Origin of the sequence: Rhizobium sp. ZPR4 (genome assembly GCF_040215725.1) — a bacterium.
In the GTDB taxonomy this organism is placed as follows: domain Bacteria; phylum Pseudomonadota; class Alphaproteobacteria; order Rhizobiales; family Rhizobiaceae; genus Rhizobium; species Rhizobium rhizogenes_D.
The window spans coordinates 897351-922357 of sequence record NZ_CP157967.1 but is presented as its reverse complement, the minus strand read 5'-3'; the positions used below and the strand labels follow the sequence as shown (position 1 = coordinate 922357).

26 protein-coding genes and 1 tRNA gene are annotated in these 25007 nt (G+C 59.3%); 11 read left to right on the top strand and 16 right to left on the bottom strand.

Features of this window, described 5'->3' with window-relative positions:
* The first annotated feature begins 88 nt into the window (after positions 1 to 88).
* Positions 89 to 1348 carry a GNAT family N-acetyltransferase gene (locus ABOK31_RS04530; protein WP_349957895.1) on the top strand — a complete coding sequence of 420 codons (1260 nt, stop codon included), beginning with the start codon at positions 89 to 91 and terminating at the stop codon, positions 1346 to 1348.
* Here ABOK31_RS04530 and ABOK31_RS04525 read toward each other — a convergent pair whose 3' ends face one another.
* Positions 1349 to 3604, bottom strand: coding sequence for a Wzz/FepE/Etk N-terminal domain-containing protein (locus tag ABOK31_RS04525; protein ID WP_349957894.1), 2256 nt, complete (start codon positions 3602 to 3604; stop codon positions 1349 to 1351).
* A 199-nt stretch (positions 3605 to 3803) separates the two neighbouring features.
* Here ABOK31_RS04525 and ABOK31_RS04520 point away from each other — a divergent pair, with 199 nt between their 5' ends.
* The 6 genes from ABOK31_RS04520 (at position 3804) to ABOK31_RS04495 (ending at position 10016) form a co-directional block, all read left to right on the top strand.
* Positions 3804 to 4379, top strand: coding sequence for a polysaccharide biosynthesis/export family protein (locus tag ABOK31_RS04520; RefSeq protein WP_069616269.1), 576 nt, complete (start codon positions 3804 to 3806; stop codon positions 4377 to 4379).
* Positions 4380 to 4391: 12 nt separating this feature from the next.
* A complete protein-coding gene (locus tag ABOK31_RS04515; protein ID WP_174174255.1) occupies positions 4392 to 5537 on the top strand; it encodes a glycosyltransferase family 4 protein in 1146 nt (381 codons plus the stop codon).
* Positions 5538 to 5613: 76 nt separating this feature from the next.
* A complete protein-coding gene (locus tag ABOK31_RS04510; protein WP_349957893.1) occupies positions 5614 to 7170 on the top strand; it encodes an undecaprenyl-phosphate glucose phosphotransferase in 1557 nt (518 codons plus the stop codon).
* Positions 7167 to 8429 carry an O-antigen ligase family protein gene (locus ABOK31_RS04505; protein ID WP_174174253.1) on the top strand — a complete coding sequence of 421 codons (1263 nt, stop codon included), beginning with the start codon at positions 7167 to 7169 and terminating at the stop codon, positions 8427 to 8429. The genes ABOK31_RS04510 and ABOK31_RS04505 overlap by 4 nt, the downstream gene beginning before the upstream one ends.
* Positions 8426 to 9661: a glycosyltransferase family 4 protein gene (locus tag ABOK31_RS04500; RefSeq protein WP_349957891.1), complete on the top strand. Its 1236-nt coding sequence runs from the start codon at positions 8426 to 8428 to the stop codon at positions 9659 to 9661. The genes ABOK31_RS04505 and ABOK31_RS04500 overlap by 4 nt, the downstream gene beginning before the upstream one ends.
* A gap of 64 nt (positions 9662 to 9725) precedes the next feature.
* Entirely contained in the window at positions 9726 to 10016 is a 291-nt protein-coding gene (locus tag ABOK31_RS04495) for a DNA-binding protein (RefSeq protein WP_349957889.1), read from the top strand.
* A 106-nt stretch (positions 10017 to 10122) separates the two neighbouring features.
* Here ABOK31_RS04495 and ABOK31_RS04490 read toward each other — a convergent pair whose 3' ends face one another.
* Together ABOK31_RS04490 and ABOK31_RS04485 are read right to left on the bottom strand one after the other, a co-directional pair.
* Entirely contained in the window at positions 10123 to 11145 is a 1023-nt protein-coding gene (locus tag ABOK31_RS04490; RefSeq protein WP_349957888.1) for a PHB depolymerase family esterase, read from the bottom strand.
* 223 nt (positions 11146 to 11368) lie between these two features.
* A complete protein-coding gene (locus ABOK31_RS04485; RefSeq protein ID WP_075852240.1) occupies positions 11369 to 11581 on the bottom strand; it encodes a hypothetical protein in 213 nt (70 codons plus the stop codon).
* Positions 11582 to 11819: 238 nt separating this feature from the next.
* On the opposite strand from ABOK31_RS04485, the gene ABOK31_RS04480 reads away from it, so the two are divergent.
* Positions 11820 to 12215 (top strand): hypothetical protein, encoded by a 396-nt coding sequence (locus ABOK31_RS04480; protein WP_174174250.1) that lies wholly within the window; start codon positions 11820 to 11822, stop codon positions 12213 to 12215.
* Between the two features lie 93 nt (positions 12216 to 12308).
* Entirely contained in the window at positions 12309 to 13004 is a 696-nt protein-coding gene (locus tag ABOK31_RS04475) for a thermonuclease family protein (protein ID WP_349957887.1), read from the top strand.
* Positions 13005 to 13040: 36 nt separating this feature from the next.
* Here ABOK31_RS04475 and ABOK31_RS04470 read toward each other — a convergent pair.
* Together ABOK31_RS04470 and ABOK31_RS04465 are read right to left on the bottom strand one after the other, a co-directional pair.
* Positions 13041 to 13117 (bottom strand) — tRNA-Pro (locus ABOK31_RS04470).
* Between the two features lie 86 nt (positions 13118 to 13203).
* Positions 13204 to 13608 (bottom strand): BA14K family protein, encoded by a 405-nt coding sequence (locus tag ABOK31_RS04465; RefSeq protein ID WP_174174248.1) that lies wholly within the window; start codon positions 13606 to 13608, stop codon positions 13204 to 13206.
* Positions 13609 to 13783: 175 nt separating this feature from the next.
* On the opposite strand from ABOK31_RS04465, the gene ABOK31_RS04460 reads away from it, so the two are divergent.
* Complete coding sequence (locus ABOK31_RS04460; protein ID WP_349957886.1) at positions 13784 to 14044, top strand: hypothetical protein; 261 nt, start codon at positions 13784 to 13786, stop codon at positions 14042 to 14044.
* A gap of 78 nt (positions 14045 to 14122) precedes the next feature.
* Here ABOK31_RS04460 and ABOK31_RS04455 read toward each other — a convergent pair whose 3' ends face one another.
* The 8 genes from ABOK31_RS04455 to ABOK31_RS04420 form a co-directional block, all read right to left on the bottom strand.
* Complete coding sequence (locus ABOK31_RS04455) at positions 14123 to 14449, bottom strand: hypothetical protein (RefSeq protein ID WP_349957885.1); 327 nt, start codon at positions 14447 to 14449, stop codon at positions 14123 to 14125.
* Positions 14450 to 14698: 249 nt separating this feature from the next.
* Positions 14699 to 15802: a porin gene (locus ABOK31_RS04450; protein WP_349957884.1), complete on the bottom strand. Its 1104-nt coding sequence runs from the start codon at positions 15800 to 15802 to the stop codon at positions 14699 to 14701.
* A gap of 357 nt (positions 15803 to 16159) precedes the next feature.
* Positions 16160 to 16705 (bottom strand): MerR family transcriptional regulator, encoded by a 546-nt coding sequence (locus ABOK31_RS04445; protein ID WP_106997502.1) that lies wholly within the window; start codon positions 16703 to 16705, stop codon positions 16160 to 16162.
* Between the two features lie 232 nt (positions 16706 to 16937).
* Positions 16938 to 17276, bottom strand: a complete 339-nt coding sequence (locus tag ABOK31_RS04440; RefSeq protein ID WP_069616254.1) for an integration host factor subunit alpha — start codon at positions 17274 to 17276, stop codon at positions 16938 to 16940.
* Positions 17277 to 17383: 107 nt separating this feature from the next.
* Positions 17384 to 18355, bottom strand: coding sequence for a beta-ketoacyl-ACP synthase III (locus ABOK31_RS04435; RefSeq protein WP_349957883.1), 972 nt, complete (start codon positions 18353 to 18355; stop codon positions 17384 to 17386).
* A gap of 19 nt (positions 18356 to 18374) precedes the next feature.
* Entirely contained in the window at positions 18375 to 19421 is a 1047-nt protein-coding gene (gene plsX / locus ABOK31_RS04430; RefSeq protein ID WP_174174245.1) for a phosphate acyltransferase PlsX, read from the bottom strand.
* Positions 19422 to 19523: 102 nt separating this feature from the next.
* Positions 19524 to 20081 (bottom strand): DUF177 domain-containing protein, encoded by a 558-nt coding sequence (locus tag ABOK31_RS04425; RefSeq protein WP_174174244.1) that lies wholly within the window; start codon positions 20079 to 20081, stop codon positions 19524 to 19526.
* Positions 20082 to 20090: 9 nt separating this feature from the next.
* Positions 20091 to 20648 (bottom strand): ubiquinol-cytochrome C chaperone family protein, encoded by a 558-nt coding sequence (locus tag ABOK31_RS04420; protein WP_174174243.1) that lies wholly within the window; start codon positions 20646 to 20648, stop codon positions 20091 to 20093.
* Positions 20649 to 20928: 280 nt separating this feature from the next.
* Here ABOK31_RS04420 and ABOK31_RS04415 point away from each other — a divergent pair, with 280 nt between their 5' ends.
* Positions 20929 to 21438, top strand: coding sequence for an outer membrane protein assembly factor BamE (locus ABOK31_RS04415; protein WP_075852230.1), 510 nt, complete (start codon positions 20929 to 20931; stop codon positions 21436 to 21438).
* 99 nt (positions 21439 to 21537) lie between these two features.
* Here ABOK31_RS04415 and ABOK31_RS04410 read toward each other — a convergent pair whose 3' ends face one another.
* The 3 genes from ABOK31_RS04410 to ABOK31_RS04400 form a co-directional block, all read right to left on the bottom strand.
* Complete coding sequence (locus ABOK31_RS04410) at positions 21538 to 23676, bottom strand: sodium-translocating pyrophosphatase (protein ID WP_174174242.1); 2139 nt, start codon at positions 23674 to 23676, stop codon at positions 21538 to 21540.
* A gap of 248 nt (positions 23677 to 23924) precedes the next feature.
* Positions 23925 to 24407, bottom strand: a complete 483-nt coding sequence (gene nusB, locus ABOK31_RS04405) for a transcription antitermination factor NusB (RefSeq protein ID WP_047627120.1) — start codon at positions 24405 to 24407, stop codon at positions 23925 to 23927.
* A gap of 3 nt (positions 24408 to 24410) precedes the next feature.
* A complete protein-coding gene (locus ABOK31_RS04400; protein WP_075852228.1) occupies positions 24411 to 24866 on the bottom strand; it encodes a 6,7-dimethyl-8-ribityllumazine synthase in 456 nt (151 codons plus the stop codon).
* Positions 24867 to 25007 lie beyond the last annotated feature (141 nt).

Here is a 25007-nt window from a genome sequence, read left to right as displayed (position 1 = left end):
TGTCCGGCGCGAATGTCCCATCTTAAGTCAAAAATAAGCCGTTGCCCGCCAGACTGCGTCCGAATACCGCCGGAGCGGAGAAGATCGGATGCAGACCCAGACGCGAGATATCGCCGGCATGGCCGCCGCCGAAGCAGCGGATGAACGGACTGCGTCCATCGAGACGGAGCCTGCGGCCATCGATCAACTTCGGGTCGACATCTTCGACAGGATGGCACCGCTCGAAGCCGAATGGCGCGCGCTGGAACAGGACGATCTCAACTCGCTGCACCAGAGTTACGACTGGTGCGCGGCCTGGATGGAAAACTTCGAACGTCCTGTCGCCATCATACGCGGCTCCATCGGGGACGAAATCGCCTTCATCCTGCCGCTCGAGATCATCAACAGCCGCGGAATAAGGCGAGTCGAATTCATCGGAGGCCATCACAACAATATCAATACCGGCCTGTTTTCTGCCAGGTTCCTGGCGAACGGAGAGCTGACACCCCTTCAGGCGAACGCAATCTCTGCGGCTCTGCGCGGCAAGGCGGACGTGGTCATCCTGCGCAACGTCCCGCTCGAATGGCGCGGCCGCAAAAGCCCGCTCGTCTCGCTGACGTCGATCGAAAACCAGAACCATGCCTTTCAGATGCCTTTCCTCGGCAGTTTCGAGGCAAGCCTGAAGCAGGTGAATGCCAAGCGTCGGCGCAAGAAATTCAAGCATCAAAGCAGGATTCTCGACGCCAAGGGCGGCTACGAATATGTGATTGCCGGCTCTGACCAGCAGGACGCTCTTCTCGATCTGTTCTTCCGGCAAAAGGCTACCCGCTTCAAGGAGGCCGGCTTGCCGGACGCCTTCAAGGATGCCGGGACCAAGGCCGCGCTGCACGCGATGTTGCATCGGCGCGGAAACGGAGGTCTCGATGCAACGCTGCAGATGCATGTGCTGCGGCTGAAGGGCGAGCATGAGGGCCATATTCCGGCCATCGCCGCCTTATCACGCAAGGGAGATCACGTGATCTGCCAGTTTGCTTCTATCGACGAAGCTCTGGTTGCTGATGCAAGCCCCGGCGAATTGCTGTTCTGGCTGATGATCGAGCGGCTGCACCGCGAAGGCGTCGCTCTCTTCGATTTCGGCATCGGCGACCAGATCTACAAGCGTTCCTGGTGCCCGATGGAAACGGTGCAGTATGATTTCTTCCTACCGGTCTCTCGCATGGGTCATCTGGCAGCCATGGCGCAGCGGGGCATCACGCACACCAAGGTCGCGATCAAGTCCAATCGAAAGCTCTATTCCTTCGTCCAACGGCTACGGGCACAACAAGGCCGCCGCGCCAACTCGGATGACGGAGGCGGTGACGCGGATTGATCAGGCGGCGTCCCGACGCGTATTCGGATCATGCTCCTCGCGCCAGCCGGACATCAGGATGATGTGCTCATAGCCGGCCTTCTGGAATTCCGTCATTGCCGCAATGAAGTGGCTTTCATCAGGTTCAGGCATGGAGAGGATGATTTCCGTCTCCTTGCTGCGCGTCAGCCGTGCGACGCCGGAGACTTCGGCGGCGCCACACTCCACAAGAACGATGTCATAGGCCGAACCCAATGCGTCGAGGATCAACGACAGGCGGTCGGCGCCGCGCATCGCGCGGGCAAGGTCGCTCATTCCCTGCGGCACGAGATGAGCATCCGACAGGCGATCCGGATGGATCGTATCGCCAAATGCCGCTTCGCCACATAGCAGGTCGGTTACGCCTGGAAGTTCGTCATGCTCGACCATGAGCCTCGAGGGACATCCGGTGCCCGTCATATCGACCAGCACGATACGGCTTCCCGCATCGGCGATGGTCCGCGCCAGCATGACGGTCGCTGTCGAGCCACTGTCACCGGTCGGGGATATGGCGATCGCCAGCCGCGAGCCGCTGTCGATCAGATAATCGGCGACGGATTGGATGGAGAAATCCTCCTCTTCCTCCGCTGCGTGAACAGCCTGCCTGGGTTCATGGTCTGGAGCGATCACGGTGTCCGAAGCGATAGCGGTGTCGGGAGCAATTGCAGTGTCCGCAACCCGAACCGGGATTTCCTCTACCGGAACCGAAAGCATGCTTGCTGGCGCCTCGGCATTGCTGGCTCTGGCAACTGCCCGAACCGGGGCCGGCTCGCTGATGATTGGAGCACGCTCCGCCGTTTCCCGCACGGCGGCGTCTTCCTTGCGGGCAGGTCCGACGGGCCGCAATGCGCGGCCGCTGAACAGCTCCGCGAGCATGATAACGATAGCCGTGAGGATGAAAGTGGCAAGGGTAGCAACGACGACGATCGGGCCAACCTTCGGGAAAGACGGATCGACCGGCTCGACCGCCGTGGAAACGATGCGCGCGTCGGCAGGGCTGGAATTCTTATCCACTCGAGAGGCGGCCTCGCGATAACGGGCGAGATAGGTTTCGAGCAATTGCCGCTCGGCCGTGGCTTCGCGCTCCAGAGCGTTGAGGCCGACTTCGTCCTCCCCTGCCCGGGCGCTGTCGGCCTTCAGCGTATTCGATTGCGCCAGGAGCTGCTGTTCGCGCAGCTGCGCCACCTTCGCCTCGTTCTCGATGCTTGCCAGAATCCTCTGGGTCTCGCGGTCGATCTGCTGGCGGATATCGGCGAGCTGCGCCCGCAGGCTCTTCAGCCGTGGATGCCCATCCATCAGTGTCGTGGACAGATCCGAGATCTGTGACTCGAGGCTCGACTGGGTCGCCTTCAGCCGCTGAATGGTTTGCGAGCCTGCGACGTCGGCAAGCGTGTCGGTGGAGCGGCCGCTGGACAGCGCGCTGCGCACCGCCTGCGCCCGTGCCTCGGCATTGGCCTTGTCGCCGCGGACCTGCGCCAGCTGCGTTGAAATATCCGCGAGCTGCTGCGTGGCGAAATTGTTGTTCTGACTGGTCTGGAGAAGACCATTGGCGGAACGATAGTCCGCAACCTTCTTTTCGGCCTCGCTGACCTTATCGCGCAGCTTGGCAATCTCCGGCTCGAGCCAGCGCGTCGCCTCGCTGTTGGAATCGAGCTTGGCGCCGCTTTGCATGGATAGATAGACCTGCGCCATCGCATTCGGCACGCTGGCGGCGAGATCCGGATTGCGGGACGTAAAGCTGATGCCGATCACGCGCGAGCTGTTGATCTGATAGACCTGCAGGCGGCTGTTGAAGGCGTCCAGCATCCGCTCTTCCGGGGCCTTGTCGGCCGCCGCCCGCTTCAGATGCAGCTTGATCAGAATATCAGAGAGCGCGGAGCCGTTGTTGCCAGCAGCAAATTCGGGACGATCGTAGAGCTTGAGATTGGTGATGACCTGCTTGACCAGATCCGCCGATTGCAGGATCTGCACCTGGCTGGCAATATTCAGCTCGTCCAGCAGAGGGCCGGCACCGGCATCATTACCGGATGTCGTCGTCGCAAAGGCCGGCGCACGCTGCTCGATGAGGACGCGGGCTTCGCTGCGATATTCCGGCGACATGACCTTGGCAATCGCAAATGCCGCGCAGGCGCCGGCGAGCGTGATGGCAACGACGCGCACCCGCCTCCGCCACACCGCGCGAAAGAGCTGAGCGAGATCGATGTCCACATCCTGCTGGGTGTTGTTGACACCGGACATATGCAAAACTCCGTAATAGAAAAATAGAAAGCCAAAATTAATCGTAAACGACTATAGTAACCCAAGCGTTAATAGTATTTCGCCGATATTATTTTTGGCATCGCTAATTTTTTCCTGGAATTTGTTTTACTCTTTACCGACCGTTAACCCTAACGGACCGATAACGACGGCAGTGTCTTCCCTTTCTAATGAGCGCGAAATGCCCTTCGCAAAGTCAAAAATTGTCCTTGCACTCGGCATGGCTGCCGTGAGCGCCGCGCTCACCGGCTGCAACACCTATCAACCGGCCCCCAAAGCCTTCAACGAGGCCACGATCCAGCCCTATACGCTTGATAGCGGCGACCGGTTGCGCGTCACGGTGTTCGATCAAGCCGGCCTGACCAATACCTATACGGTCGATCAAGCCGGCTATATTGCCTTCCCGCTGATCGGTCAGGTCGCTGCCCGCGGCCGGACCTTGCAGCAGCTCTCCGGCCAGATCGCACAGAAGCTTCGCCAAGGATATATTCGCGATCCAGACGTCACCATCGACATCGACCGCTATCGCTCGGTCTATATTATGGGCGAAGTCGGCCAGCCCGGCCAATATTCCTACGTGCCGGGCATGACCATCCAGAATGCCATCGCGGTTGCAGGCGGCTTCACCAGCCGGGCCAACCAATCCAACGCGGATGTCACCCGCAAGATCAACGGTCATGTCATGACGGGACGGGTCGGCATCTCCGATCCGGTGCTGGCAGGCGACACCATTTATGTCAGAGAGCGGTTATTCTAACCGCGACAGCTCATGACCAGACCGCTTCGAATCCTTCATTGCTTCAGATCGCCCGTCGGCGGCGTCTTCCGCCATGTCCGGGATTTGGCGGAGGAACAGAGCAAGGCAGGCCACGAAGTCGGCATCCTTTGCGACAGTCTGACGGGTGGCGAGCATGAGGATCGTCTGTTCGACGATATCATGCCGTTCCTGGCTCTTGGCGTCGTCCGTCTGCCGATCCGGCGGCAAATTACCCTGTCGGATGCTGCTACGCTTTGGAGCAGCTACAAGGAAATCAAGAGTTTGCGGCCGGACGTGCTGCATGGGCATGGCGCCAAAGGCGGCCTGCTTGCGCGCGTTCTCGGCTCGATCCTGCGGGTCAACAGGTATCGCGTAGCCCGCCTTTACACAGCGCATGGCGGAAGCCTGCATTTCTCGCGCGGTTCGTTCCAGGGCATGCTGGTGCATAGCCTGGAACGGATGCTGGAATTTTTGACCGACGGCCTGATCTTCATCTGCGATTTCGAACGCCGCACCTATGAAAGAAAGATCGGCAAGCCGCGCACCCGTTCGGTGATGATCTATAATGGCATCAGCGAAAGAGATTTTCGCACCATACCGACACGATCGGACTCCGTGCATTTCGTCTATATCGGCATGTTGCGGGACCTCAAAGGTCCCGATCTGTTTGTGGACGCCTTTGCGAAAACGGAGCGGCGGATCGGCAGACCGCTCTCGGCACTGATGATCGGCGACGGGCCGGACAGAGACAAATATCACCGGATGATGGTCGAACGGGGCCTCGGTCACCGTATCGGCATGCTGCCGGCGATGCGCGTGCAGGAAGCGTTCGCGGTATCACAGAATATCGTTGTCCCCTCGCGCGCCGAGGCCATGCCCTATATCGTTCTGGAAGCGCTCGCAGCCGGAAAGACCGTCATCGCCTCGCGCGTCGGCGGCGTTGCGGAAGCACTTGGCGAAAACAGCCCCGCACTCGCAAAGCCGGAAGATGCCGATGACCTCTCGCGCATCATGGCCGAAGCGATCACAGAACCGCAATGGGGTGCTCGCAATATGCCCGATATCGGGACGATACGATCGAATTTTTCGGCTTCTGCCATGGCGCGGGATACTCTGCACCTGTATCAAAATATACTTGGCCTGAACAGCGACGGTTAGAATACAGCTAAGTGTTGTAAGTGTTTCTTAGCTGATATCTGATAGGCCTTGTCCGGTAACGACCGGATAAGCTGCCATGAACACTACCGAAAAGTCCGAGCAATTCAACTTGGACAATCTTCGCAAGCAGGTTTCGGAAATCCGCACTCGCGGTGCCGGCGAGACTCACGGCGATCGCCCAGACAGCATGAATGCCTATGCGCGACAAATCGCCGAGCAGTTTCGTGAAACCAACCAGTCTCCGGCTATCATCGTCGGACAATATCGGCTGTTCGAATTTCTGTCGCTGCTCGCCTTCGGGCTAGCGATCCTTCTCTTCGGGACGTCGGACAATCATCCCTTCCTGTCGAAGGCTGTGGTGACGGTCGCCCTCTGCGGTCTTGCCATCGTCTTCCTGCAGATTGCGGATGCCTATCAGATACCGGTCCTGCGCTCGCCGCATCATTTCCTGCACCGGATTCTCGGGTCTTGGGCTGCCGCCTTCGCGGTCATGGTCATCGCCCTCCTCCCCTTCGACCTCAACAATATCTACTCCCTCTCGCTTCTCAGCCTTTGGCTCGCGGCAGGCGCAGGGTTCCTTCTCGTGGCTCGCCTGCTGTTTGCCTATGGCATCCGCCATTGGGCCCGCAACGGCGTCATGGAGCGGCGCGCCGTCATCGTCGGTGGCGGCGAACCGGCAAAGGAACTGATCCGCGCGCTCGAGCATCAACCCGACAACGATATCCGCATCTGCGGCATTTTCGACGATCGCGGTGAAAAGCGCTCGCCAGTCATGGTCGCCGGTTACCCGAAGCTGGGCACGGTGTCGGAACTGGTCGAATTCGCCCGGCTCGTGCGCATAGACATGCTGATCATCGCGTTGCCGATCAGCGCCGAGGATCGCATTCTGCAATTGCTGAAAATGCTTTGGGTGCTGCCTGTTGATATTCGCCTGGCGGCCCATGCCAACAAGCTGCGCTTCCGCCCCCGCGCCTATTCGCATGTCGGCGCCGTGCCGATGCTCGACATCTTCAACAAGCCGATCCGCGACTGGGATGGCGTTGCCAAACGCATCTTCGACATCTTCTTCAGCCTGGTCGCACTTGCTTTGCTCTGGCCGATCATGCTCGGCGCGGCAATTGCCGTGAAGGCAACCTCGAGAGGGCCGGTCTTCTTCATGCAGAAGCGCCACGGTTTCAACAACGAGATCATCAACGTCTTCAAGTTCCGCTCGATGTACACCCATATGAGCGATCCATCCGCGCGCAATGCCGTGACCAAGAACGACCCGCGCGTGACCCCCGTCGGCCGCTTCATCCGCAAGACATCGATCGATGAGCTGCCGCAGCTTTTCAACGTACTGCTCGGCAGCCTCTCGCTCGTCGGCCCGCGGCCGCATGCCGTGCTTGCCGCCAGCCACAACCGCACCTATGCCGATGTCGTCGAAGGCTATTTCGCGCGCCATCGCGTGAAACCGGGCGTGACCGGCTGGGCGCAGATCAACGGCTGGCGCGGCGAGATCGACACCGATGACAAGATCAAATTCCGCACAGCCTATGATCTTTACTACATCGAGAACTGGTCGCTGCTCTTCGATCTGAAGATCCTGTTCCTGACGCCGTTTCGTCTGCTCAATACGGAAAATGCCTATTGAGCGCGATCGACCTGCCATCGCCCCGCGTCGCGCAGCCGCAGCTTGCCGCTATGCGGCTGGTCGGTACGGCCAGCGTCGCCATCGGCGTGTTCCTGTCGGGCTTCGTCATCGCCGAGCCGGCGCCTTACGAGCTGTGGCTCGCCTTTTTGATCGGTACCTGGTTCATCCTCGGGCTGAGAATATCGCGCAGTGTGGCGCCGCTTCTGGCCCTGTTCCTGACATTCAATGTCGGCGGGATGCTCTCGATCACGCAGATGCACGATCTTGCTGCCGGCAACCACCTCGACGGCCCGATTTATATTGCCGTCTCGACCTTTCTGGCGCTAAGCGCCGTCTTCTATGCTGCCATTACCGAGGATAACGAAAAGCGGCTGAAGCTGATTTTCAATACATGGGTTGTCGCGGCGCTGATTACCGCAAGCCTTGGCATTCTCGGCTATTTCCACGCCGTTCCGGGCTTCGACATCTTCACCCGCTACGACCGCGCCATGGGCGCGTTCCAGGATCCTAACGTCTTCGGCCCCTATCTCGTGGCGCCAAGCCTCTATCTCATGCACGGCCTGCTGATCGGCGACCTGAAGAAGGCGCCGATCAAGGGCATCTGCCTGTTCGTGCTCGCCTTCGGCATTTTCCTGTCCTTCTCGCGCGCGGCCTGGGCTCTCTTCGCCTTCGCCTCGGTGATGCTGATCTTCTGCATGCTGTTGAAGCATCGCAGCAATACGTTTCGGCTGCGCATCCTTGTGATGTCGCTGGCGGCGATCCTCCTGATGGTCGTCCTGCTCGTCGTCGCGCTGCAGTTCCCCCAGGTCAGCGACCTGTTTTCCACCCGCTTGCAGCTGGTGCAGAGCTATGACGGCGGGCATCTCGGCCGCTTCGAGCGCCATAGCATCGGCTTCCAGATGTCGATGGAACGGCCGCTCGGCATTGGGCCGCTGGTCTTCGGTCAGATCTTTCGCGAGGACGAGCACAACACCTGGCTGAAGACACTGACCACCTACGGTTGGATCGGCTTCGTAACGTGGATCAGCATGATCTGCTGGACCATCTATATCGGCTTCCGCAACCTGCTGAGGGAGCGCCCCTGGCAGCCTTACGTGATGATCGCCTGGATCGTCATTCTCGGCCATGTCGGCATCGGCAATGTCATCGACACGGACCATTGGCGCCATTTCTACATGCTGATCGGCGTCGTCTGGGGCTGCGGCGCCCTGGAGCAAAAGTATCAGCGCGACTTGAACAGAAGGGAAGCTGCGCCGTGAACATTCGCACCAACGTCAAGCGCCTGTCGTTGCTGCAGGTTCTCGAGCCGAGCGGCGGCGGCTCCGGGCGACATTTTCTCGATCTGTGCCGGGCTATGCAGCATCGCGGCCATTCCGTAACGGCCATCTATTCGCCGGTACGTGCCGAGCCCGCCTTCGTCGCCGAACTGGAAAACATCGGCCTGGACAAGGTGATCCCGCTCGCCATGCGGCGCGCGCCCGGCCCCTGGGACCTGACGGCATGGTGGCATCTCCGCAAGATCGCCGCCATTCACGGTCCGTTCGATCTGATCCATGGCCACAGCTCCAAGGCAGGCGCGCTCACGCGCTTGCGGCTGCCGGGACGGCATGTGCCGGTTCTTTACACGCCGCATGCCTTCCGCACTATGGACCCGACGCTCGGCGCGAAAGGCCGTCTGATCTATGGCGGTATCGAGCGCCTTCTCGGAACATGGCTGACGGATCGCCTGGTCTGCGTTTCGCAGGATGAATATAACCACGCCCTGTCGATCGGCATCCCGGAGAAACGCCTGCGCGTCGTGGTCAACGGCGTCAGCGCGCCTCCCGTCAGCCAGCGCGCTGCCATCCGCAGGCGATATGGCATTGCTCAGGATGCCCTGCTCTTCGGTTTCGTCGGCCGGATGACCCGACAGAAAGCGCCGGAACGCCTGGTCGCGGCTTTTGCGAGGATAGCGGCCCAGTTACCGCAAGCCTATCTGCTGATGATCGGGATTGGTGAGCTGGCCAACACTACAAGAGAGATGATCAAGGCGGCCGGGCTTGAAGATCGCGCCCGCATCGATGGCAGCATGCCGGGCGTGACGGCCATCGATGCCTTCGATGTCGTCGTCATGCCGAGCCGCTACGAGGCGATGTCCTATGTGATGCTGGAGGCCGCGGCTGCCGGCAAGCCGCTCCTCTTGGCGGACGTCGGTGGCGCACGCACGGTGCTGGAGCACGGCAAGAACGGCTACATCGTGCCGAACAGCGATAACCCGGAAGCGTTGGCGGTCGCGATGGCACGTTTTGCCGATCCGACGCTGCTGGCGAACTTTACCGCCGAAGCCCGCCGCCGCAAGGATGGCTATACGCTGGCCGGCATGGCCGATGCGACCGAAAAGATCTATCATGATCTGCTCGGCTACCCCGCCCCTGCCCCGCTGGGATTGGTGGCGAATTCCAGCTCGGACAACACGATGGAAGACCGCGAGAAAAGTGCGGCCGCCTTTTAAATCCACAGGCGATTTTTATCCGAAATCGGTTCCGCTTTTCGAGCCGATACGATAGACTTAACTCATGATTACTTCAGCACAATTGCGCGGCGCGCGCGCCATGCTCGGACTGACGGTGGAAACGCTCGCCAGCGAAAGCAAACTTCCGGTTTCAGCAATCGAAGCGCTGGAAACCGAAGCCGGTTCGGCAGACATGAGGGCACTTGCGACAGTTCGCTCCGTCCTCGAGAGCCACGGTGTACTTTTCCTCGCCGGTGGCAGTGACGGCACGGGCGGTCCTGGCATTCGCTTTAAGCACTGGTCCGAAAATGATGGCATTCGGCCGGAAAACCTGAATGCCACCAATGACGACTGACCTCTAAAGTGCATGGCGGTCTCTCAGACCCGCCCCTTGCGCGTTAAATCCCTGACCTTTCGCATATCACTATAGCAAGCCGCGGCGCAGGTTTGCACGGTCTGCCTTAGGCTGCGAGCTTCCAGCTTTTGACAAGCTCTTCGGGCGCCGAAAGGGCAGCGGGTAGGATATAGCGTTCAGTGTTGTTTGCCGGCTCCCAGCCTTCAACAATGGAGCCAACCGGCAGACCGTGCCCGAAATCGTTCAGCGTCACGAGTTCCAGGATCATATGGCCATAGTCGTCGCGCCATTCGCGCCGCTCGCCGCCTTCGAAAAGACGCAGCCGGCCCTTGGTGCGCGGGCGCTCGCGCGCAGTCAGCCATTGCGCGACGGATGCTTCCGCATTGGCAAAGGACACGACATCATCGGCGTCGCCATGCCAGATGGAGACGACCGGATAACGGTCGGCTTCGGGGGAAACCTCGCGAACGAGCTCGCCCCATTTTTCGGCCGGGCGGCTCGAGCCGCGCTTCATGACGTCAAGCGCCGACATGGCATCGCGGGCAGCGCCGAAAGGCAGGCCGCCGATGATGGCGCCTGCGGCAAAGAGTTCCGGATAGGTCGCAAGCAATGCGGCTGCCACAGCGCCACCGGCCGAGAGGCCCATGACGAAAATCCTGCTATCGTCGATCGCATGCAGACGGCGGCTGAAATCGATCATCTCTCTGATAGAGCCGAGTTCACCGCGATCGCGCGTGACCAGGCTCGGGCGAAACCAGTTGAAACAGAGATTCGGGTTGTTCGATGCCTTTTGCTCCGCATAAAGCACCGCAAATCCATGCTGGCGGGCAAGTGCCGTCCAGCCGCTCGCGCGATCGAAATCCTCGGCATTCTGATGACAGCCATGCAGGACGACGACGAGCGGCATCGGCCCTTTCACGCCCGGCGGCACATATTCGAGCATGCGCAGATTGCCGGGATTACGGCCGAACCACAAAACTTCCGTCAGCCGCTGCGGCGACGGACGCGTGGAAACGCGACGGCGCGACGGCTGAGACAGCGGCTGCGTCATCGGAAACTTGAGCTGCGGCAGCTCGACGGAATCGACAAGCAAGCGGCGAAGCCGGCTCGGAACTTTAAAATTCATCATGGACCTTTCTATCCACGTCAGCCGCGGTCGGTTTTTCTTCCGCTGCAGGCTGGCGCGCACTGTTCCTTTCCAGAATCAGTGACATCGAGAAATCGAATCTCTTTGTGCAACGCAGCAAATATAGGGAGGCCGGTCCGCTTCGAACAGGCACAAAGCATCATTGCTGCTATGTGAAATCAGCTTAAATCGATTAGATTTTCGGCCACAAAAAAACGCAGCTGCGTCAGAAATAAGCCCGTGCAAGCGCGAGCAGCTTCGCGTCGTCCTTCACGCCCTGGCGATAAAGCTGAATAATCAGTGCGCCCAGGCGCTCGGCCTCAAGGCTGCGAGGGTTCATGCCACGATCCTTGCAGACGATGTCCAGAACCTTCTCAAGTCGATCCAGATCGTCTGAAAAAAGCGGCAGATCTCGTGGATGGATAGGTGTGTCCAGCATTTGCGCGTCTCATTGTCCGTCGGGCAGAAGCACGCAGTACTTCGCCGGCACCCGTTTTATTCCCGACGACACGACTAGACTATGCGCCTTGCATACGGGGTTGGCAAGGAAGCATTTCAGCGCAGCGCATTTCTGATTCGCAAATTTTACGGAAAATTCGATCGAAGATACAATTTTAAGTTAGTGCATCACCAAGCCTTTATTCGCATCTGCGATAAGCGGAAAAAACGGAGGCGCAATGATGACCAAACTTCTGATCCGGACTGTTCTCAGCTTGACGCTTGCAGCGACGGCTCTGCCTGCCCTCGCGCAGAACTTTTCGAATCTCCCGCTGCGCAACCCTCGCCAGCCGCCCGAAGGATATATTTCTGTGCAATCGGGACTATCGATCTCCTACCCCGTGGCGGACGGCGACAGCGAGGAGCAGCAGGAGAAGGCCTTGAAATCCTTCTACAAGATTGCCGCAAGCAGCTGCGCCACCCTGCTCGACACGCTCGCCGATGCCTGCGAGATCAGTGCTCTGTCGAGCAATACCTCTGTCAACAATCTCGACAATCGCGGCACGAGACTTTCCATCAACGGACAGGTGACGATGTCGGTAAAACTGAAGTTGCCGACAGCCGCAGCGAAGTAGCCCTGCCCCATCGCAGCTCATGATCTCTGCCAAAGCCAACGGATCGGTAAGAAATGGCGGCGATAATCGCCCTCGCAATTGAGGGATGATACCATGGCGAAAGCGAAACGACGCACGCGGCGCAAGCCGCAGTCCAAGGCGGGCAATTCGATGTGGCTATGGGGCGTTGTCGGCCTGGCAACGGTAGCCGGCATCTACGCCTATCAGCATCGCAAGGATATGCCGTCGATGCTGGCCCGCGCCGACGCGGTCGCCAGCATGCCGCATATGGCCCGGGAAGCACCCGTGCCGGCGGCAAAGCCGCAGATCAAGACGGCAGCCGTCACTTCGGAGCCGCGCGCGACATCTGCCCTGCCGGTGCCGCCCGCCGCCATTCCCGTGGCGATGCCCGTCAACAAGATACCGGTCGAGAGACCCATACCCAGCTTGCGGGCACAGTCCGGCGGCCGTTTCGTGCTTTGTGCCGCCGGCTCGGGAACGAATTGCGTCGTCGATGGCAATACATTCTGGCAGGATGGCATCAGGATTCAGTTGGCCGATATCGATGTGCCGGATGCCGGTGCTGCGCGCTGCCCCAGCGAAAGACAGAGAGGCGTGGCCGCGAAACTGCGCCTGCAGGCCATTCTCAACGATGGAAGTTTCGTGCTTTCCGGCAGCAGCCGCCGCGACGACCCGAATGGCGGCAAGCTGCGCATTGCCATGCGCGCGGGGCGTTCGCTCGGCGACCAAATGGTGTCGGAAGGTCTTGCGCGCCGCTGGACCGGCCAGGCATCGTCCTGGTGTAGCTGATTTTCAGAATTTTGATTGGGAGTTCAAGGAGATAAATGGTCGGGGCGACTGGACTCGAACCAGCGACCCCTTGACCCCCAGTCAAGTGCGCTACCGGGCTGCGCTACGCCCCGACCTGCCGAAACGGCTTGTTTCGTTTAGAGTTTAGCGTTTCCCGACGCAAGCGAAAAGTGTCGGCCTGCTCAGAAAAAGTTGCCGTTCAACGGCACACCTGCCTCGGTCCATGGCTCGGCTGATAGGTGTTATCGGAGGCGCGGTAAGAGCGGTAGCGGCTTGCGCAGTCACGCGCATGATCGCCGTAGTAGCTCTGTGAGCCCTGCCTGTTGAACAGAGTGCCGGTCACGAAGGATTTGAAGAGCACGCCGCTGTCCGAATCATCGTCGTAGTAACTATCATTGCCATGCAGCCGATGGCCGCTACCCCAACGATTATGGTGGTGATGCCAATGGCCGTGGCCGTGATCGCGAACCTGAATGATGTCCGACTGTTCGGTTGCAGGCACGGTCAGGGTCGGCATGGTAATGGCATTCGCCGGCATGGCGGCACCGGCCGCCAACAAAAGACCAAAGCCTGCGGCAGTTATCGATCTCGCAATCGTAAACATATGCGACTCCTTCGAAATCCGGCGGCGCCATCAAGTAAATCCGCACAACAACCTTGCTGCCGAGCACGCCGTCATTATCTGTATATAGTGATTTGGAGCCACACTCATAGATGCCCTTCCGTCTTTATTGTGCGACGGATTTCGCGAGACGGAAAGCGGGCGGAAAGTCAAAGCAATGAAGCCCTATATAATGACTCTCCTGTTATGCGCGCCGCTGCTTTCTGCGTGCAACACGGCCGAATCGGTACAGCCCGTTCCGGGCAGCATCACCTATGGCGGCCAACCGCATATGAAGCTGACGAAATCGCCTCCTGGTTCGCAATTCCAGCATCACTTCACAAACCAGTGGGGCCAGGAAGTCGAGGAGACCTATATCGTCCAGCCAGACCGAAGCCTGAAACTCGTCAACCGCCAGGAAATGAGCCCGCCAGACTAACGGCTCGTTACGCTTGAAAACGAAAACTCCGCCGGCGTGAGCCGACGGAGCATGATGGGATGCATGTAAAGCCACGCCTTACCAGCAGCGATAGCAGCGGCGATAATAGGGACGGCCGTAATAGCCGCGATGATGATTGTCGCTGACAGCAGCCCCGACGAGAACGCCGCCGATGATGCCTGCAGCAGCCACAGCGGCAGCCTGATTTTCAGCCTGTTGCGCCTGCACGCGATTGGACTGATAGGTCGCGCCGACGCAGCGATTATAGCGCTGCGTTCCCGGACGGAACCCTTGCGACTGGCAGGTCATTTCGGCATTCATCGCAGATTCCTGCGGTGTCTGACAGCTCGATAGAATGGTCGATATAGCGACGAGGCTCGCCGCCATTGTAGCACGTATGCGCATATTCCCTCCGGCAATTTAGGATACAACCCCGGGGAAGCGAAATACAGCCAAAGGTAAGCTTTAGCAAGCCAACCTTATCAAGGTTCGCGCGAAAATCCGTCAAACCGTGGCAAAACTGCACGCAAGGATGGCATCGTGCTTAACAGCCGGATAGCGGGTTAGTGCAAAATGAAAAGGCCCCGCTCGATGACGGGGCCTCATATTCGATTTGCAAGCCCTCAGCCTGCCTGGACCGGGGACCGTTTTCGATCAGAAATTCCGCTCGAAACGAAGGATGCCGGCGACCGTATCATCCTTGATGTAGTCATAATGCACATAGGTGAGTTCCGGCTCGACGAGGAAATCCTTGACCGGATAGATTTTGAGGTTTGTGGTCGCTTCGAAGATCTTCGAATCTGTATAGGCAAGCTGCAGGTTCCACTTCAGCTTATCGTTGACCGGAACGCCGACACCGCCCCAGAGCGCCCAGTCACCCCAGCCGCACTTGGCCGCGTTGGTGCCGCTCGCGGTCGTGCAGGCCGAGATATCCTGGTTCGTACCGGCATATTTGTTCAGCTTGTCGCCATCGGTATTCCAGCCACCCATCAGGAAGGCCTCCACGCCACCGAACTTGGCGTCCAGGCGAGCCTTGATGGCACCTTCCTCAACGATGGAGTCATAACCGCCGACGACCTTGATGCCCCAATTGTCGGCCTTGTAGCCAAGACCAGCAACGACGTCCGGAGCATAGTGGTTGGATTTGTCGTCCGTCCACCAGCTGGCACCGTAAGAGGCCTCACCATCGGAGGTTGAATTGGAGTCTTCCAGCGAGATCACAGCCGAGAAGCCGTTGCCCGGATCGTATTTGTAGGTCAACTGATTGAGTTCATACGGACCGTCATAGATCACGTCGTCGTTGACGACATCGCCAGCATAGCCCACGTAAAGATTGTATTGAGAGTCGAGTTTACCGACCGTGAAGCCGCCGAGGCTGATATTGGCGAACAGCAACTTGGCGGAGGTTGCGCCCCCATCATTCCACTCCCAGCGGAAGATGGTATTGGTCTTCAACGGTCCGTATTCGGTGTCGGTCGCCGTATCGACATTGAGCTCCACACGCTCATGCCAGAGCGTGCCGACCTTGCTGCGCGGATTATAGGCGTCATACCACTCGCCTTCCGTGCGAACCTTTCCGCCGATCTTCAGGCAGGTTTCGGTACCGGGAATATAGAAATAGCCTGTGCCATATCCATCGCAGATACGGACATACTCAAGCGGTTCAGGTTCGGCGGATACAATAGCGTCAGCGGCATGGGCGGCGCTCGCTGCAGCGATGGCAGCGGCGGAGCCAAGAAGCAGGCTCTTGATGTTCATGGTGTCTCCATTCGACTATCCGTCAGAGATGGAGTCTCCCGGCAGACAACAACGTGCCCCTCCATAGCCTGACTGTTCCCCTCAAACAGGGCGAAGCAATAAGCTTCGCCGTCAAACTGAACTCGTGACCTTGCTACAGCAAGTTAATAAGGCTGCCGAACTACTTTTTTACAACGCAGAAGAGTGGCAAGCGTGATAAAAATGTCACTCACCTGTCGTAATGACAAAACAAACAAGCCGCGCACAGCCAATGCGCGCACCGGACAAGATAACACAGTCTATAGTTGTACGCTTACTAAATACAATATGCTTCAGCCGCCCCCCCCAACGCGTGCGGCCCAAACGGGTGCGGACGCCTTATCGCACCTGATCGAGGAGGCGTTTGCATTCCAGAAGATCGTAAAGCGTCTCCTGAAGCAAAGCGCGATCTTCCTTGCCGACACTCGATTTGCCGATGGAGACGTCAGGCACACCATCATCACCGCTGACGAAATTGAAGAAGCGGCGGCTGATCGGCGCCTTGGCGCGGCCAACGATCTGATCTTCCTCGGAATTGGCAGAGGCGACCCGCGGCTCGACGGCGGCGGGCTCCTGCGCAGCCGCAAGTGCTTCCACACTGGCCAGATCGCCATGCCCGACAGCGATGACGAACTTGTTGCCGTTGGTCTTCAGAAGCTTTTGGACGCCCTTGATCGTATAGCCGTGATCATAAAGCAAATGGCGGATGCCGTTCAACAGATCGACATCCTCGGGGCGATAGTAACGCCGACCGCCACCCCGCTTCATCGGTTTGATCTGCGGAAACCGGGTCTCCCAGAACCGTAGGACATGCTGCGGCAGATCAAGGTCTTCCGCGACTTCGCTGATCGTGCGAAATGCATCCGGGCTCTTGTCCATCATCATACTCCCACACTGCGCATACGGCGCCGTTTGGCCGGATCACGCAAAAAGCGGATGTCGGCATTCGTATCGCTCGATGATACGACTCACCATATTTCAACGGTTTGGCGGTGGAAATTCAAGTCACATCTTCAGCCGCTGCACAGGCTGGCGACAAAATCAACACAGAAGACGCTCCGAAGCGACCGCACAACAAAACATGCGGCCGAACGAAAACAGAAATCACAAGGATGAATCAGGAGGCGGGATTTACCGGCTTGGCCTTCGCCTTGCGGCTCGCATGTGCTTTCAGGATGCGGGTCTTGAGGACGTTCGACGCCTTGAAGGTCATGACACGCCGCGGGGAGATCGGCACTTCCTCGCCGGTCTTCGGGTTGCGGCCAATGCGCTCATTCTTGTCACGCACCTGGAATGTCGCAAACGAGGAGAGCTTTACCGTTTCTCCACGCACGATGGCGTTGCAAATTTCATCGATCACAGTCTCGACGAGCTCCGCCGACTCCGTTCTGGAGAGGCCAACTTTCCGGAATACCGACTCCGCCAGGTCTGCGCGCGTCACTGTCTTGCCCGTCATAGCTCCCCGCCCATATTGCTGCGAAATCTTCTTTAAGTTTTGCGAGACTATTGCCGTTGCGCCGAACGGTCAAGCTCTTGTTAGGAACGGCTTTTAGAGATGTGGCACTACCAGCGCAGCAGAACCGCACCCCAGGTGAAGCCGCCGCCCATGGCCTCCAGCATCACCAGATCGCCCTTCTTGATTCGTCCGTCACCGGCGGCAACGGCAAGTGCAAGCGGGATGGATGCAGCCGACGTGTTGCCATGAAGGTCCACGGTGACCACAACCTTCTCGGGAGCAATTCCGAGCTTCTTGGCGGAACCATCGATGATGCGACGGTTGGCCTGATGCGGCACGAGCCAGTCGAGATCGTCGGGCGTGGTGCCCGTCGCATCGAATGCGGCCTGAATGACGTCGGTAATCATGCCGACGGCATGCTTGAACACTTCACGGCCCGCCATATGCAGGACGCCGACCGTTCCCGTCGTGGACGGGCCACCGTCGACATAAAGCTTTTCCTTATGGGAGCCATCGGAGCGCAGGCTTGCCGTCAGCACGCCGCGATCGCTATTGGCACCGCTTCCCTCGCCGGCTTCCAGGATCAGCGCGCCGGCGCCATCACCAAAGAGAACGCAGGTCGTGCGGTCGGTCCAATTGAGGATGCGGGAAAATGTCTCGGCACCGATGACGAGCACGCGCTTGGCAAGGCCACCGCGAATATAGGCGTCAGCCGTGGTCACCGCATAGACGAAACCGGTGCAGACGGCCTGAACATCGAAGGCGAAGCCATGATGCATGCCCAGCCGGTTCTGGATATTCACCGCCGTTGCGGGAAAAGTGTTGTCCGGCGTCGAGGTGGCAACGATGATGAGATCGAGGTCATTCGGCGTCATCCCAGCATTGGCCAGGGCGGCACGCGCCGCCTGCTCGCCCAGAGAAGCCGTGGTTTCACCTTCACCGGCGATATAGCGTTGGCGGATGCCGGAGCGCTGGACGATCCAATCGTCGCTGGTATCGACAACCTGCTCCATCTCGGCATTGGTCATGACGCGCTTGGGGAGCGCCGCCCCAAAGCCGCGAACAATTGAACGGATCATTCTGCTTGTACCCCGTCTCTCATGCCGCTTCCGGCCCGATCGGGGGCAGCCGTTTGGCATGATATCTCTTCAAATCATTTTCGATTTTCTGCGTGAGCCCATTCTTGGCCATATCGTAGCCGACATCGATGGCAGCTGCGAAGGCTTCGGCATTCGCGCCGCCGTGGCTCTTGATGACGATGCCGTTCAGGCCGAGGAAGACGCCGCCGTTGACCTTGCTGGGATCCAGCTTTTCGCGCAGCAGGTCGAAGGCACCTTTGGCAAAGACATAACCGATGCGCGCCAGCAGCGTGCGCGACATGGCGGCGCGCAGATAGGCGCCGATCTGCTTTGCGGTGCCTTCGGCCGCCTTCAGCGCGATATTGCCGGAGAAGCCTTCCGTGACGACGACGTCGACGGTGCCCTTGCCGATATCATCGCCCTCGACGAAGCCGGAATATTCAAGCGATTCGAGATTGGCTTCGCGAATAAGACGGCCGGCGTCCTTGACCTCTTCCTGGCCCTTGATTTCCTCGACGCCGACATTCAGCAAACCGACGGTCGGGCGTTCGATCTCGAAGAGCGCCCGCGCCATAGCGCCACCCATCAGAGCGAAATCGAGCAGTTGCTGGGCATCGGCCCCGATCGTGGCGCCGACATCGAGCACGATGCTTTCGCCGCGCAGAGTCGGCCAGATCGCGGCGATTGCCGGACGTTCGATATTGGCCATCGTGCGGAGACAGAATTTCGCCATTGCCATCAGAGCGCCGGTGTTGCCGGCGGAGACGACCACATCAGCGTCACCCGTCTTTACTGCCTCGATCGAGCGCCACATGCTGGAGACGTAGCGGCCGCGGCGAAGCGCCTGGCTCGGCTTCTCATCCATGCTGATGGCAACTTCGCATTCGTGAAAGACCGATTTTTCGCGAAGCTTCGGATATTTGGCAAGGACCGCCTCGCAGCGTTCCTTCTGTCCGTACATGATGAATGTGATATCGGGATGCCTATCCAGCGCCTTGGCCGCGCCGGGAACAACAACCTCAGGGCCGAAGTCGCCACCCATTAGGTCAAGAGAAATTCTGATCACGCGTCCCTAGTCCTTTTTCTCCGCCGCGACGGGCGAATTTGGCGTCAAAATACCGTTTTCTCCCCCGGTTACAACTGAATTGTGCTCGAACGGCACCGGGGCCTATTCCTTTTTCCAGTCTTTCAGGACGGCGAAGGGCGAAGGCTTCCTGTCGTCTTCGCCGGTGTCTTCTATATGTGCATCGAACTCGACGCCGGGCTTGCGCGGATAAGGATCGATGGCAAGCGCGGCAAATTCCGCGACGACCGCGCCGGCATCTATCGTATCGCCGGTAAAGGTCTCCGGGAGATCCGGACCATCAGGATCGAGTATCATTTCTCCAGCATCCACAGAGGGCGCACGCGCCAGTTTGGAATCCTCGGGCACAAAAATATGCTCGAAGTCCTCGTCGATATCAGATTCGACCGGCTCGAGTGTGACAACGCAAGCTTGAACGATCTTTGCCTTCACATTGCCCTTGATGCGCACGCCGTCGCGCTTCCAGCGCGAAATCTTGAGATCGGCTTCGAGCTTGCCGACTGAGAGAACATCCCAGAGCACCGCAAGCCCGGCCAGTTCGCGCTCGTCGGCCTCGACATGCACATCCACCGGATTGGCGGAGATGTGTCCCACCTTCACCGGATAGGAAAACGGTGTCTCATCGGAGTCGTGTCTTTTCATTTTTATCTCCTAACCGGCTCGTTGGCCGACTTTATCCGGCACCGGCAGCGTCGCCGAGCCCGTCGCGATCTGATTTTCACTTACGGTCGCCAGATACGCTTCCGCAATCATCATCCAATCGGCCAGCGAACGCATGGATGCCGTGCTTTCACTCGCCTTGGGATAGATGTTGCGCTGTAGCGCCATGGCAAGCGCGGTGCGATCGTCGCTATCCATGGCACCCGCATAGCTTTCGAGCCGTCCATAGAACATGCCGGCGAGCTTTTTCATCCGCTTCGGCACGCTGTTGTCGCCGATACCGAGCTCGCGGATCGAATAATCGATGTCCTCGAAGAAAGCATCCACGATTTCCTGCGCCAGCTCCTGACCGCTTGTGGCCGAAGACCGTGTGCGGCGGAAGAACAGGATCATCATCACCGACAGCAATTCGAAACGCCCCATCACCGTATCGGGCACGTCGTAATCGGTGTAGAAAACCGGCTGTCGCGCCATGGATGTCAGGACCTCATACTGCCTGACGACGATGATCTGATTGTGATTTCTTTTGCGGAAGAGCCCAAAAATCATGAAAATTCCCGGAATTGGCTCCCTCGGAGCGCGCCGATTTTGCTTGGCCTTGTTGCATCCACGCAAAAGCTGGTTTACCGAAGCAGGCGCGAATTGCAATGCCGTTTGTGCCCGCTTCGAGGCTCCAGCCCTTACCGTCGTCACGTTGTGCATGATCGGTGACGAAGAGTGCCGAACAACATGATTGTGCCTTTTGCCATCGCGGAAAGGCCACAATGATGTGCACAGCAAGGTCATATCGGCCGTCCGGCCATCGGATTGATTCATTAGGGGAGATGAGATGTCGTTGACCAGACGGTATTTCAAGTCTGACATTACTTTCAGCAGCGCTGCCGCCATCGCCCTGGTGATTGCGACCGTAGGCCTTTCGGGTTGCAAGACCAGCGAGGTCATGAACAACGGCTACATCTTCGATCCGCAGTCGCTGGCGCTTGCGCCGGTCGGCTCGAGCCGCGAGCAGGTTCTGCTGTCGCTCGGCACGCCTTCGACCACAGCGACCTTCGACGGCGAAGTCTTCTATTATATCTCCCAGAAGCGCACGCGCGCCGTCGCCTTCATGAAGCCGAAACTGGTCGACCAGAACATTCTGGCGATCTATTTCGACAAGGACGGCGTGGTGAAGCAGGAAGCCAACTACACGCTGAAGGACGGCAAGGTCTTCGACATGATCAGCCGCACGACCCCGACCGGCGGTCGCGACATCACCTTCCTGCAGCAGATCCTCCAGGGTGGCGGCAGTGGCGTCAACGGTGCGAGGAACTTCCTCAACAACCTCAACCCTGGCCAATAAGCCGGGGAAGCATCTCAAGGAAAAACCCGCGAGGCACTGCGCCTCGCGGGTTTTCTTTATGCGTTCGGTTTGCTTTCCTTCTCGGAGCCTTCTTCAGGCTTATCCGGCGAGAATGGCAAGCAGCAGCAGCGCCACGATGTTGGTGATCTTGATCGCCGGATTGACAGCCGGGCCTGCCGTATCCTTGTAGGGATCGCCAACGGTGTCACCCGTCACCGAGGCCTTGTGGGCTTCCGAGCCCTTCATATGACGCGTGCCGTCCTTGTCGACGAAACCATCCTCGAAGCTCTTCTTGGCGTTATCCCACGCACCACCGCCCGATGTCATCGAGATGGCAACGAAGAGGCCGTTGATGATTACGCCGAGCAGCGAAGCGCCGAGCGCGGCAAAGGCAGAAGCCTTAGAGCCGGAGAGCAGCAGGACGCCGAAATAGACGACGACCGGCGCCAGAACCGGCAAGAGCGACGGGATGATCATTTCGCGAATGGCGGCCTTGGTCAAAAGGTCGACAGCGCGGCCGTAATCGGGACGCTCCGTGCCCTGCATGATGCCGGGCTTCTCACGAAACTGCTTGCGAACCTCCTCGACGATCGCCCCCGCGGCACGGCCGACGGCCGTCATAGCGATACCGCCAAAGAGATAGGGGATAAGGCCGCCGAACAGCAGGCCGGCAACGACATAGGGGTTCGAAAGCTCGAACGAGATCGTGCCCACATTGGCGAAATACGGGAACTTGTCGCCGTGCGCCGCGAAATATTGCAGGTCGTTCGAATAAGCCGCGAACAAGACCAGCGCGCCGAGACCGGCCGAGCCGATGGCATAGCCCTTGGTGACCGCCTTGGTGGTATTGCCGACCGCGTCCAGCGCGTCGGTGGATTTGCGCACTTCCGGCGGAAGATGCGACATTTCCGCGATACCGCCGGCATTATCCGTGACCGGGCCGAAGGCGTCGAGAGCGACGATCATGCCGGCAAGGCCGAGCATGGCGGTGACCGCAATACCCGTGCCGAACAGGCCGCCAAGCTGGTAGGTGGCGATGATGCCGCCAACGATGACGATCGCCGGCAGCGCCGTCGATTCAAGCGAGACGGCAAGGCCCTGGATGACGTTAGTGCCGTGACCGGTGACCGAGGCCTGGGCGATGGAATTGACCGGCCGCTTGTTCGTGCCGGTGTAGTATTCGGTAATCACGACGATCAGCGCCGTGACGATGAGACCGACGATGCCGCAGCTGAAGAGCTTCGTACCGGTAATGTCGAAGCCGGCGACAGTGCCGATCGAGCCCCAACCGATGGTCAGCGAGGTCGCCGCAGCCAGACCGACGATCGACAGCACGCCAGTTGCTATGAGGCCCTTGTAGAGAGCGCCCATGATCGAGCCATTGACGCCAAGCTTCACGAAGAAGGTGCCGATGATGGACGTGATGATGCAGGCACCGCAAATCGCCAGCGGGTAGATCATGGCAGAGCCGAGGAGCGGCGAGCCAGCGAAGAAGATCGCGGCAAGCACCATCGTCGCGACAACCGAAACGGCATAGGTCTCGAACAGGTCGGCCGCCATGCCAGCGCAATCGCCGACATTGTCGCCGACGTTATCGGCAATGGTGGCGGGATTACGCGGATCGTCTTCCGGAATACCGGCCTCGACCTTGCCGACGAGGTCGCCGCCGACATCCGCACCTTTGGTGAAGATGCCGCCACCGAGACGGGCGAAGATCGAGATCAGCGAGGCGCCAAACCCAAGGGCGACGAGCGCATCGATCACGTCGCGCGAGCCTGCTTCATGACCGAGAATGCCGGTCAGGACATAGAAGTAGATGGAGACGCCGAGCAGGGCGAGGCCTGCAACCAGCATGCCGGTGATAGCGCCCGACTTGAAGGCAATATCGAGGCCTGCGGACAGGCTCTGCGATGAGGCTTGCGCGGTTCGGACATTGGCGCGCACGGAGACATGCATGCCGATGAAACCTGCGGCGCCTGAGAGGATCGCGCCGATCAGGAAGCCGAAAGCGGCTTCGGCCGACAAGAGGAGCCATGCCGCGATGAAAACGATGACCCCGACGATGGCGATGGTTCTATATTGGCGCGCCAGATAGGCTTGCGCTCCTTCACGAATATACCCGGCAATCTCCTGCATGCGGGCATTGCCCTGATCGGCAGCGAGCACCGACCGGGTTGCCCATACGGCATAGATGACCGAGAGCAGTCCGCATGCGATCACTCCTAAAAGAATCGACATTTCGCTTTTTCCCTCCAAAAAAGCCGGCGGTTCACTCCTCCCCCGGCCGCCTGCGACAACAGCCGGTCCCCTCCTCCAGGAGATCGGCTGATGTGCAGTTGCGAGATTGCTGTTGGGAAAACGTCGCGTCAAGACCGCCCGCAGGTAAAACACCCGCAGGAGGTTCAAAAGAATATTCAGAGATGAAATCAGGCGCGAACGAAGCAAACGAAAATGCGTTACGCCGCGATCCGAACGTCCGGCGAAGCTTATTTCTTCGCTTCGCCGCGAACCTGCTTAGCGATTCGGTCGAGCACAGCGTTCACGAGCTTCGGCTCGTCCTCCTCGAAGAAGGCATGCGCGATCTCGACATATTCGGTGACGATGACCGGAACCGGCACGTCCTTGCGATCGATAAGCTCGAAGGTGCCGGCGCGCAGGATGGCACGCACGGTGCTGTCGAGGCGCGACAGCGCCCAGTCATCCTGAAGCGCGGAGCCGATCAGCGGATCGAGCCGGGTCTGCTCACGCACGACGCCCGACACGATGGAGCGAAACCAGGATGCGTCGGCCTTCAGATAGGTCTCGCCATCCAGCTCCTGACCGAGACGGTGGGCTTCGTACTCAGCCACCACCTCCAGAACGCCGGTTCCGCCGATATCCATCTGATAGAGCGCCTGAACCGCCGCAAGACGCGCAGCGCCCCGCTGGTTGGCGGGCTTTGCCGGTCGCTCGTTATCCTGATTGCTCATTTATTATGCACCCAACTTCTCTTTCAGCGCGATCATGGTCAGCGCCGCACGGGCGGCGAAACCGCCCTTGTCCTTGTCCGAACGGCGCGCACGCGCCCATGCCTGCTCATCGTTCTCGACGGTGAGAATACCATTGCCGATCGCGAGAGATTCGCTGACGGCCAGATCCATCAGCGCCCGCGAGGATTCATTGGCGACGATATCGAAATGATAGGTCTCGCCGCGGATAACCATGCCGAGAGCGACATAGCCATCATAGACCACATTACCATTGTCGCCACCATCGAGCGCCATGGCAATCGCTGCCGGAATCTCCAGCGCGCCAGGCACGGTGACAATGTCATAGGTCGCGCCAGCCTCGTCGAGAGCAGCCTTGGCGCCATCGAGCAGGGCATCGGCCATATCGTCATAGAAGCGAGCTTCGACGATAAGGATATGAGCATTGGAAGAGCTGGTCATACATCACCTGCGATTTGAGAGGGCGCGGCACCTTGTTAGGCCCGGGTCAAACCACGGCGGGCCGCGCTTGGCAAGTGTTTTTCAATGGCCCGCCCCGATTCCGACCCTATTTGGAAATGATCGGCGCACCGCGGAAATTGT

Excerpts from the sequence above, each read along its gene's own strand:
- ABOK31_RS04530 (WP_349957895.1), top strand. The coding sequence starts at position 89 with ATGCAGACCCAGACGCGAGATATCGCCGGCATGGCCGCCGCCGAAGCA.
- ABOK31_RS04525 (WP_349957894.1), bottom strand. The coding sequence starts at position 3,604 with ATGTCCGGTGTCAACAACACCCAGCAGGATGTGGACATCGATCTCGCT.
- ABOK31_RS04520 (WP_069616269.1), top strand. The coding sequence starts at position 3,804 with ATGCCCTTCGCAAAGTCAAAAATTGTCCTTGCACTCGGCATGGCTGCC.
- ABOK31_RS04515 (WP_174174255.1), top strand. The coding sequence starts at position 4,392 with ATGACCAGACCGCTTCGAATCCTTCATTGCTTCAGATCGCCCGTCGGC.
- ABOK31_RS04510 (WP_349957893.1), top strand. The coding sequence starts at position 5,614 with ATGAACACTACCGAAAAGTCCGAGCAATTCAACTTGGACAATCTTCGC.
- ABOK31_RS04495 (WP_349957889.1), top strand. The coding sequence starts at position 9,726 with ATGATTACTTCAGCACAATTGCGCGGCGCGCGCGCCATGCTCGGACTG.
- ABOK31_RS04490 (WP_349957888.1), bottom strand. The coding sequence starts at position 11,145 with ATGATGAATTTTAAAGTTCCGAGCCGGCTTCGCCGCTTGCTTGTCGAT.
- ABOK31_RS04485 (WP_075852240.1), bottom strand. The coding sequence starts at position 11,581 with ATGCTGGACACACCTATCCATCCACGAGATCTGCCGCTTTTTTCAGAC.
- ABOK31_RS04480 (WP_174174250.1), top strand. The coding sequence starts at position 11,820 with ATGATGACCAAACTTCTGATCCGGACTGTTCTCAGCTTGACGCTTGCA.
- ABOK31_RS04475 (WP_349957887.1), top strand. The coding sequence starts at position 12,309 with ATGGCGAAAGCGAAACGACGCACGCGGCGCAAGCCGCAGTCCAAGGCG.
- ABOK31_RS04465 (WP_174174248.1), bottom strand. The coding sequence starts at position 13,608 with ATGTTTACGATTGCGAGATCGATAACTGCCGCAGGCTTTGGTCTTTTG.
- ABOK31_RS04460 (WP_349957886.1), top strand. The coding sequence starts at position 13,784 with ATGAAGCCCTATATAATGACTCTCCTGTTATGCGCGCCGCTGCTTTCT.
- ABOK31_RS04455 (WP_349957885.1), bottom strand. The coding sequence starts at position 14,449 with ATGCGCATACGTGCTACAATGGCGGCGAGCCTCGTCGCTATATCGACC.
- ABOK31_RS04450 (WP_349957884.1), bottom strand. The coding sequence starts at position 15,802 with ATGAACATCAAGAGCCTGCTTCTTGGCTCCGCCGCTGCCATCGCTGCA.
- ABOK31_RS04445 (WP_106997502.1), bottom strand. The coding sequence starts at position 16,705 with ATGATGATGGACAAGAGCCCGGATGCATTTCGCACGATCAGCGAAGTC.
- ABOK31_RS04440 (WP_069616254.1), bottom strand. The coding sequence starts at position 17,276 with ATGACGGGCAAGACAGTGACGCGCGCAGACCTGGCGGAGTCGGTATTC.
- ABOK31_RS04435 (WP_349957883.1), bottom strand. The coding sequence starts at position 18,355 with ATGATCCGTTCAATTGTTCGCGGCTTTGGGGCGGCGCTCCCCAAGCGC.
- ABOK31_RS04425 (WP_174174244.1), bottom strand. The coding sequence starts at position 20,081 with ATGAAAAGACACGACTCCGATGAGACACCGTTTTCCTATCCGGTGAAG.
- ABOK31_RS04420 (WP_174174243.1), bottom strand. The coding sequence starts at position 20,648 with ATGATTTTTGGGCTCTTCCGCAAAAGAAATCACAATCAGATCATCGTC.
- ABOK31_RS04415 (WP_075852230.1), top strand. The coding sequence starts at position 20,929 with ATGTCGTTGACCAGACGGTATTTCAAGTCTGACATTACTTTCAGCAGC.
- ABOK31_RS04410 (WP_174174242.1), bottom strand. The coding sequence starts at position 23,676 with ATGTCGATTCTTTTAGGAGTGATCGCATGCGGACTGCTCTCGGTCATC.
- nusB (WP_047627120.1), bottom strand. The coding sequence starts at position 24,407 with ATGAGCAATCAGGATAACGAGCGACCGGCAAAGCCCGCCAACCAGCGG.
- ABOK31_RS04400 (WP_075852228.1), bottom strand. The coding sequence starts at position 24,866 with ATGACCAGCTCTTCCAATGCTCATATCCTTATCGTCGAAGCTCGCTTC.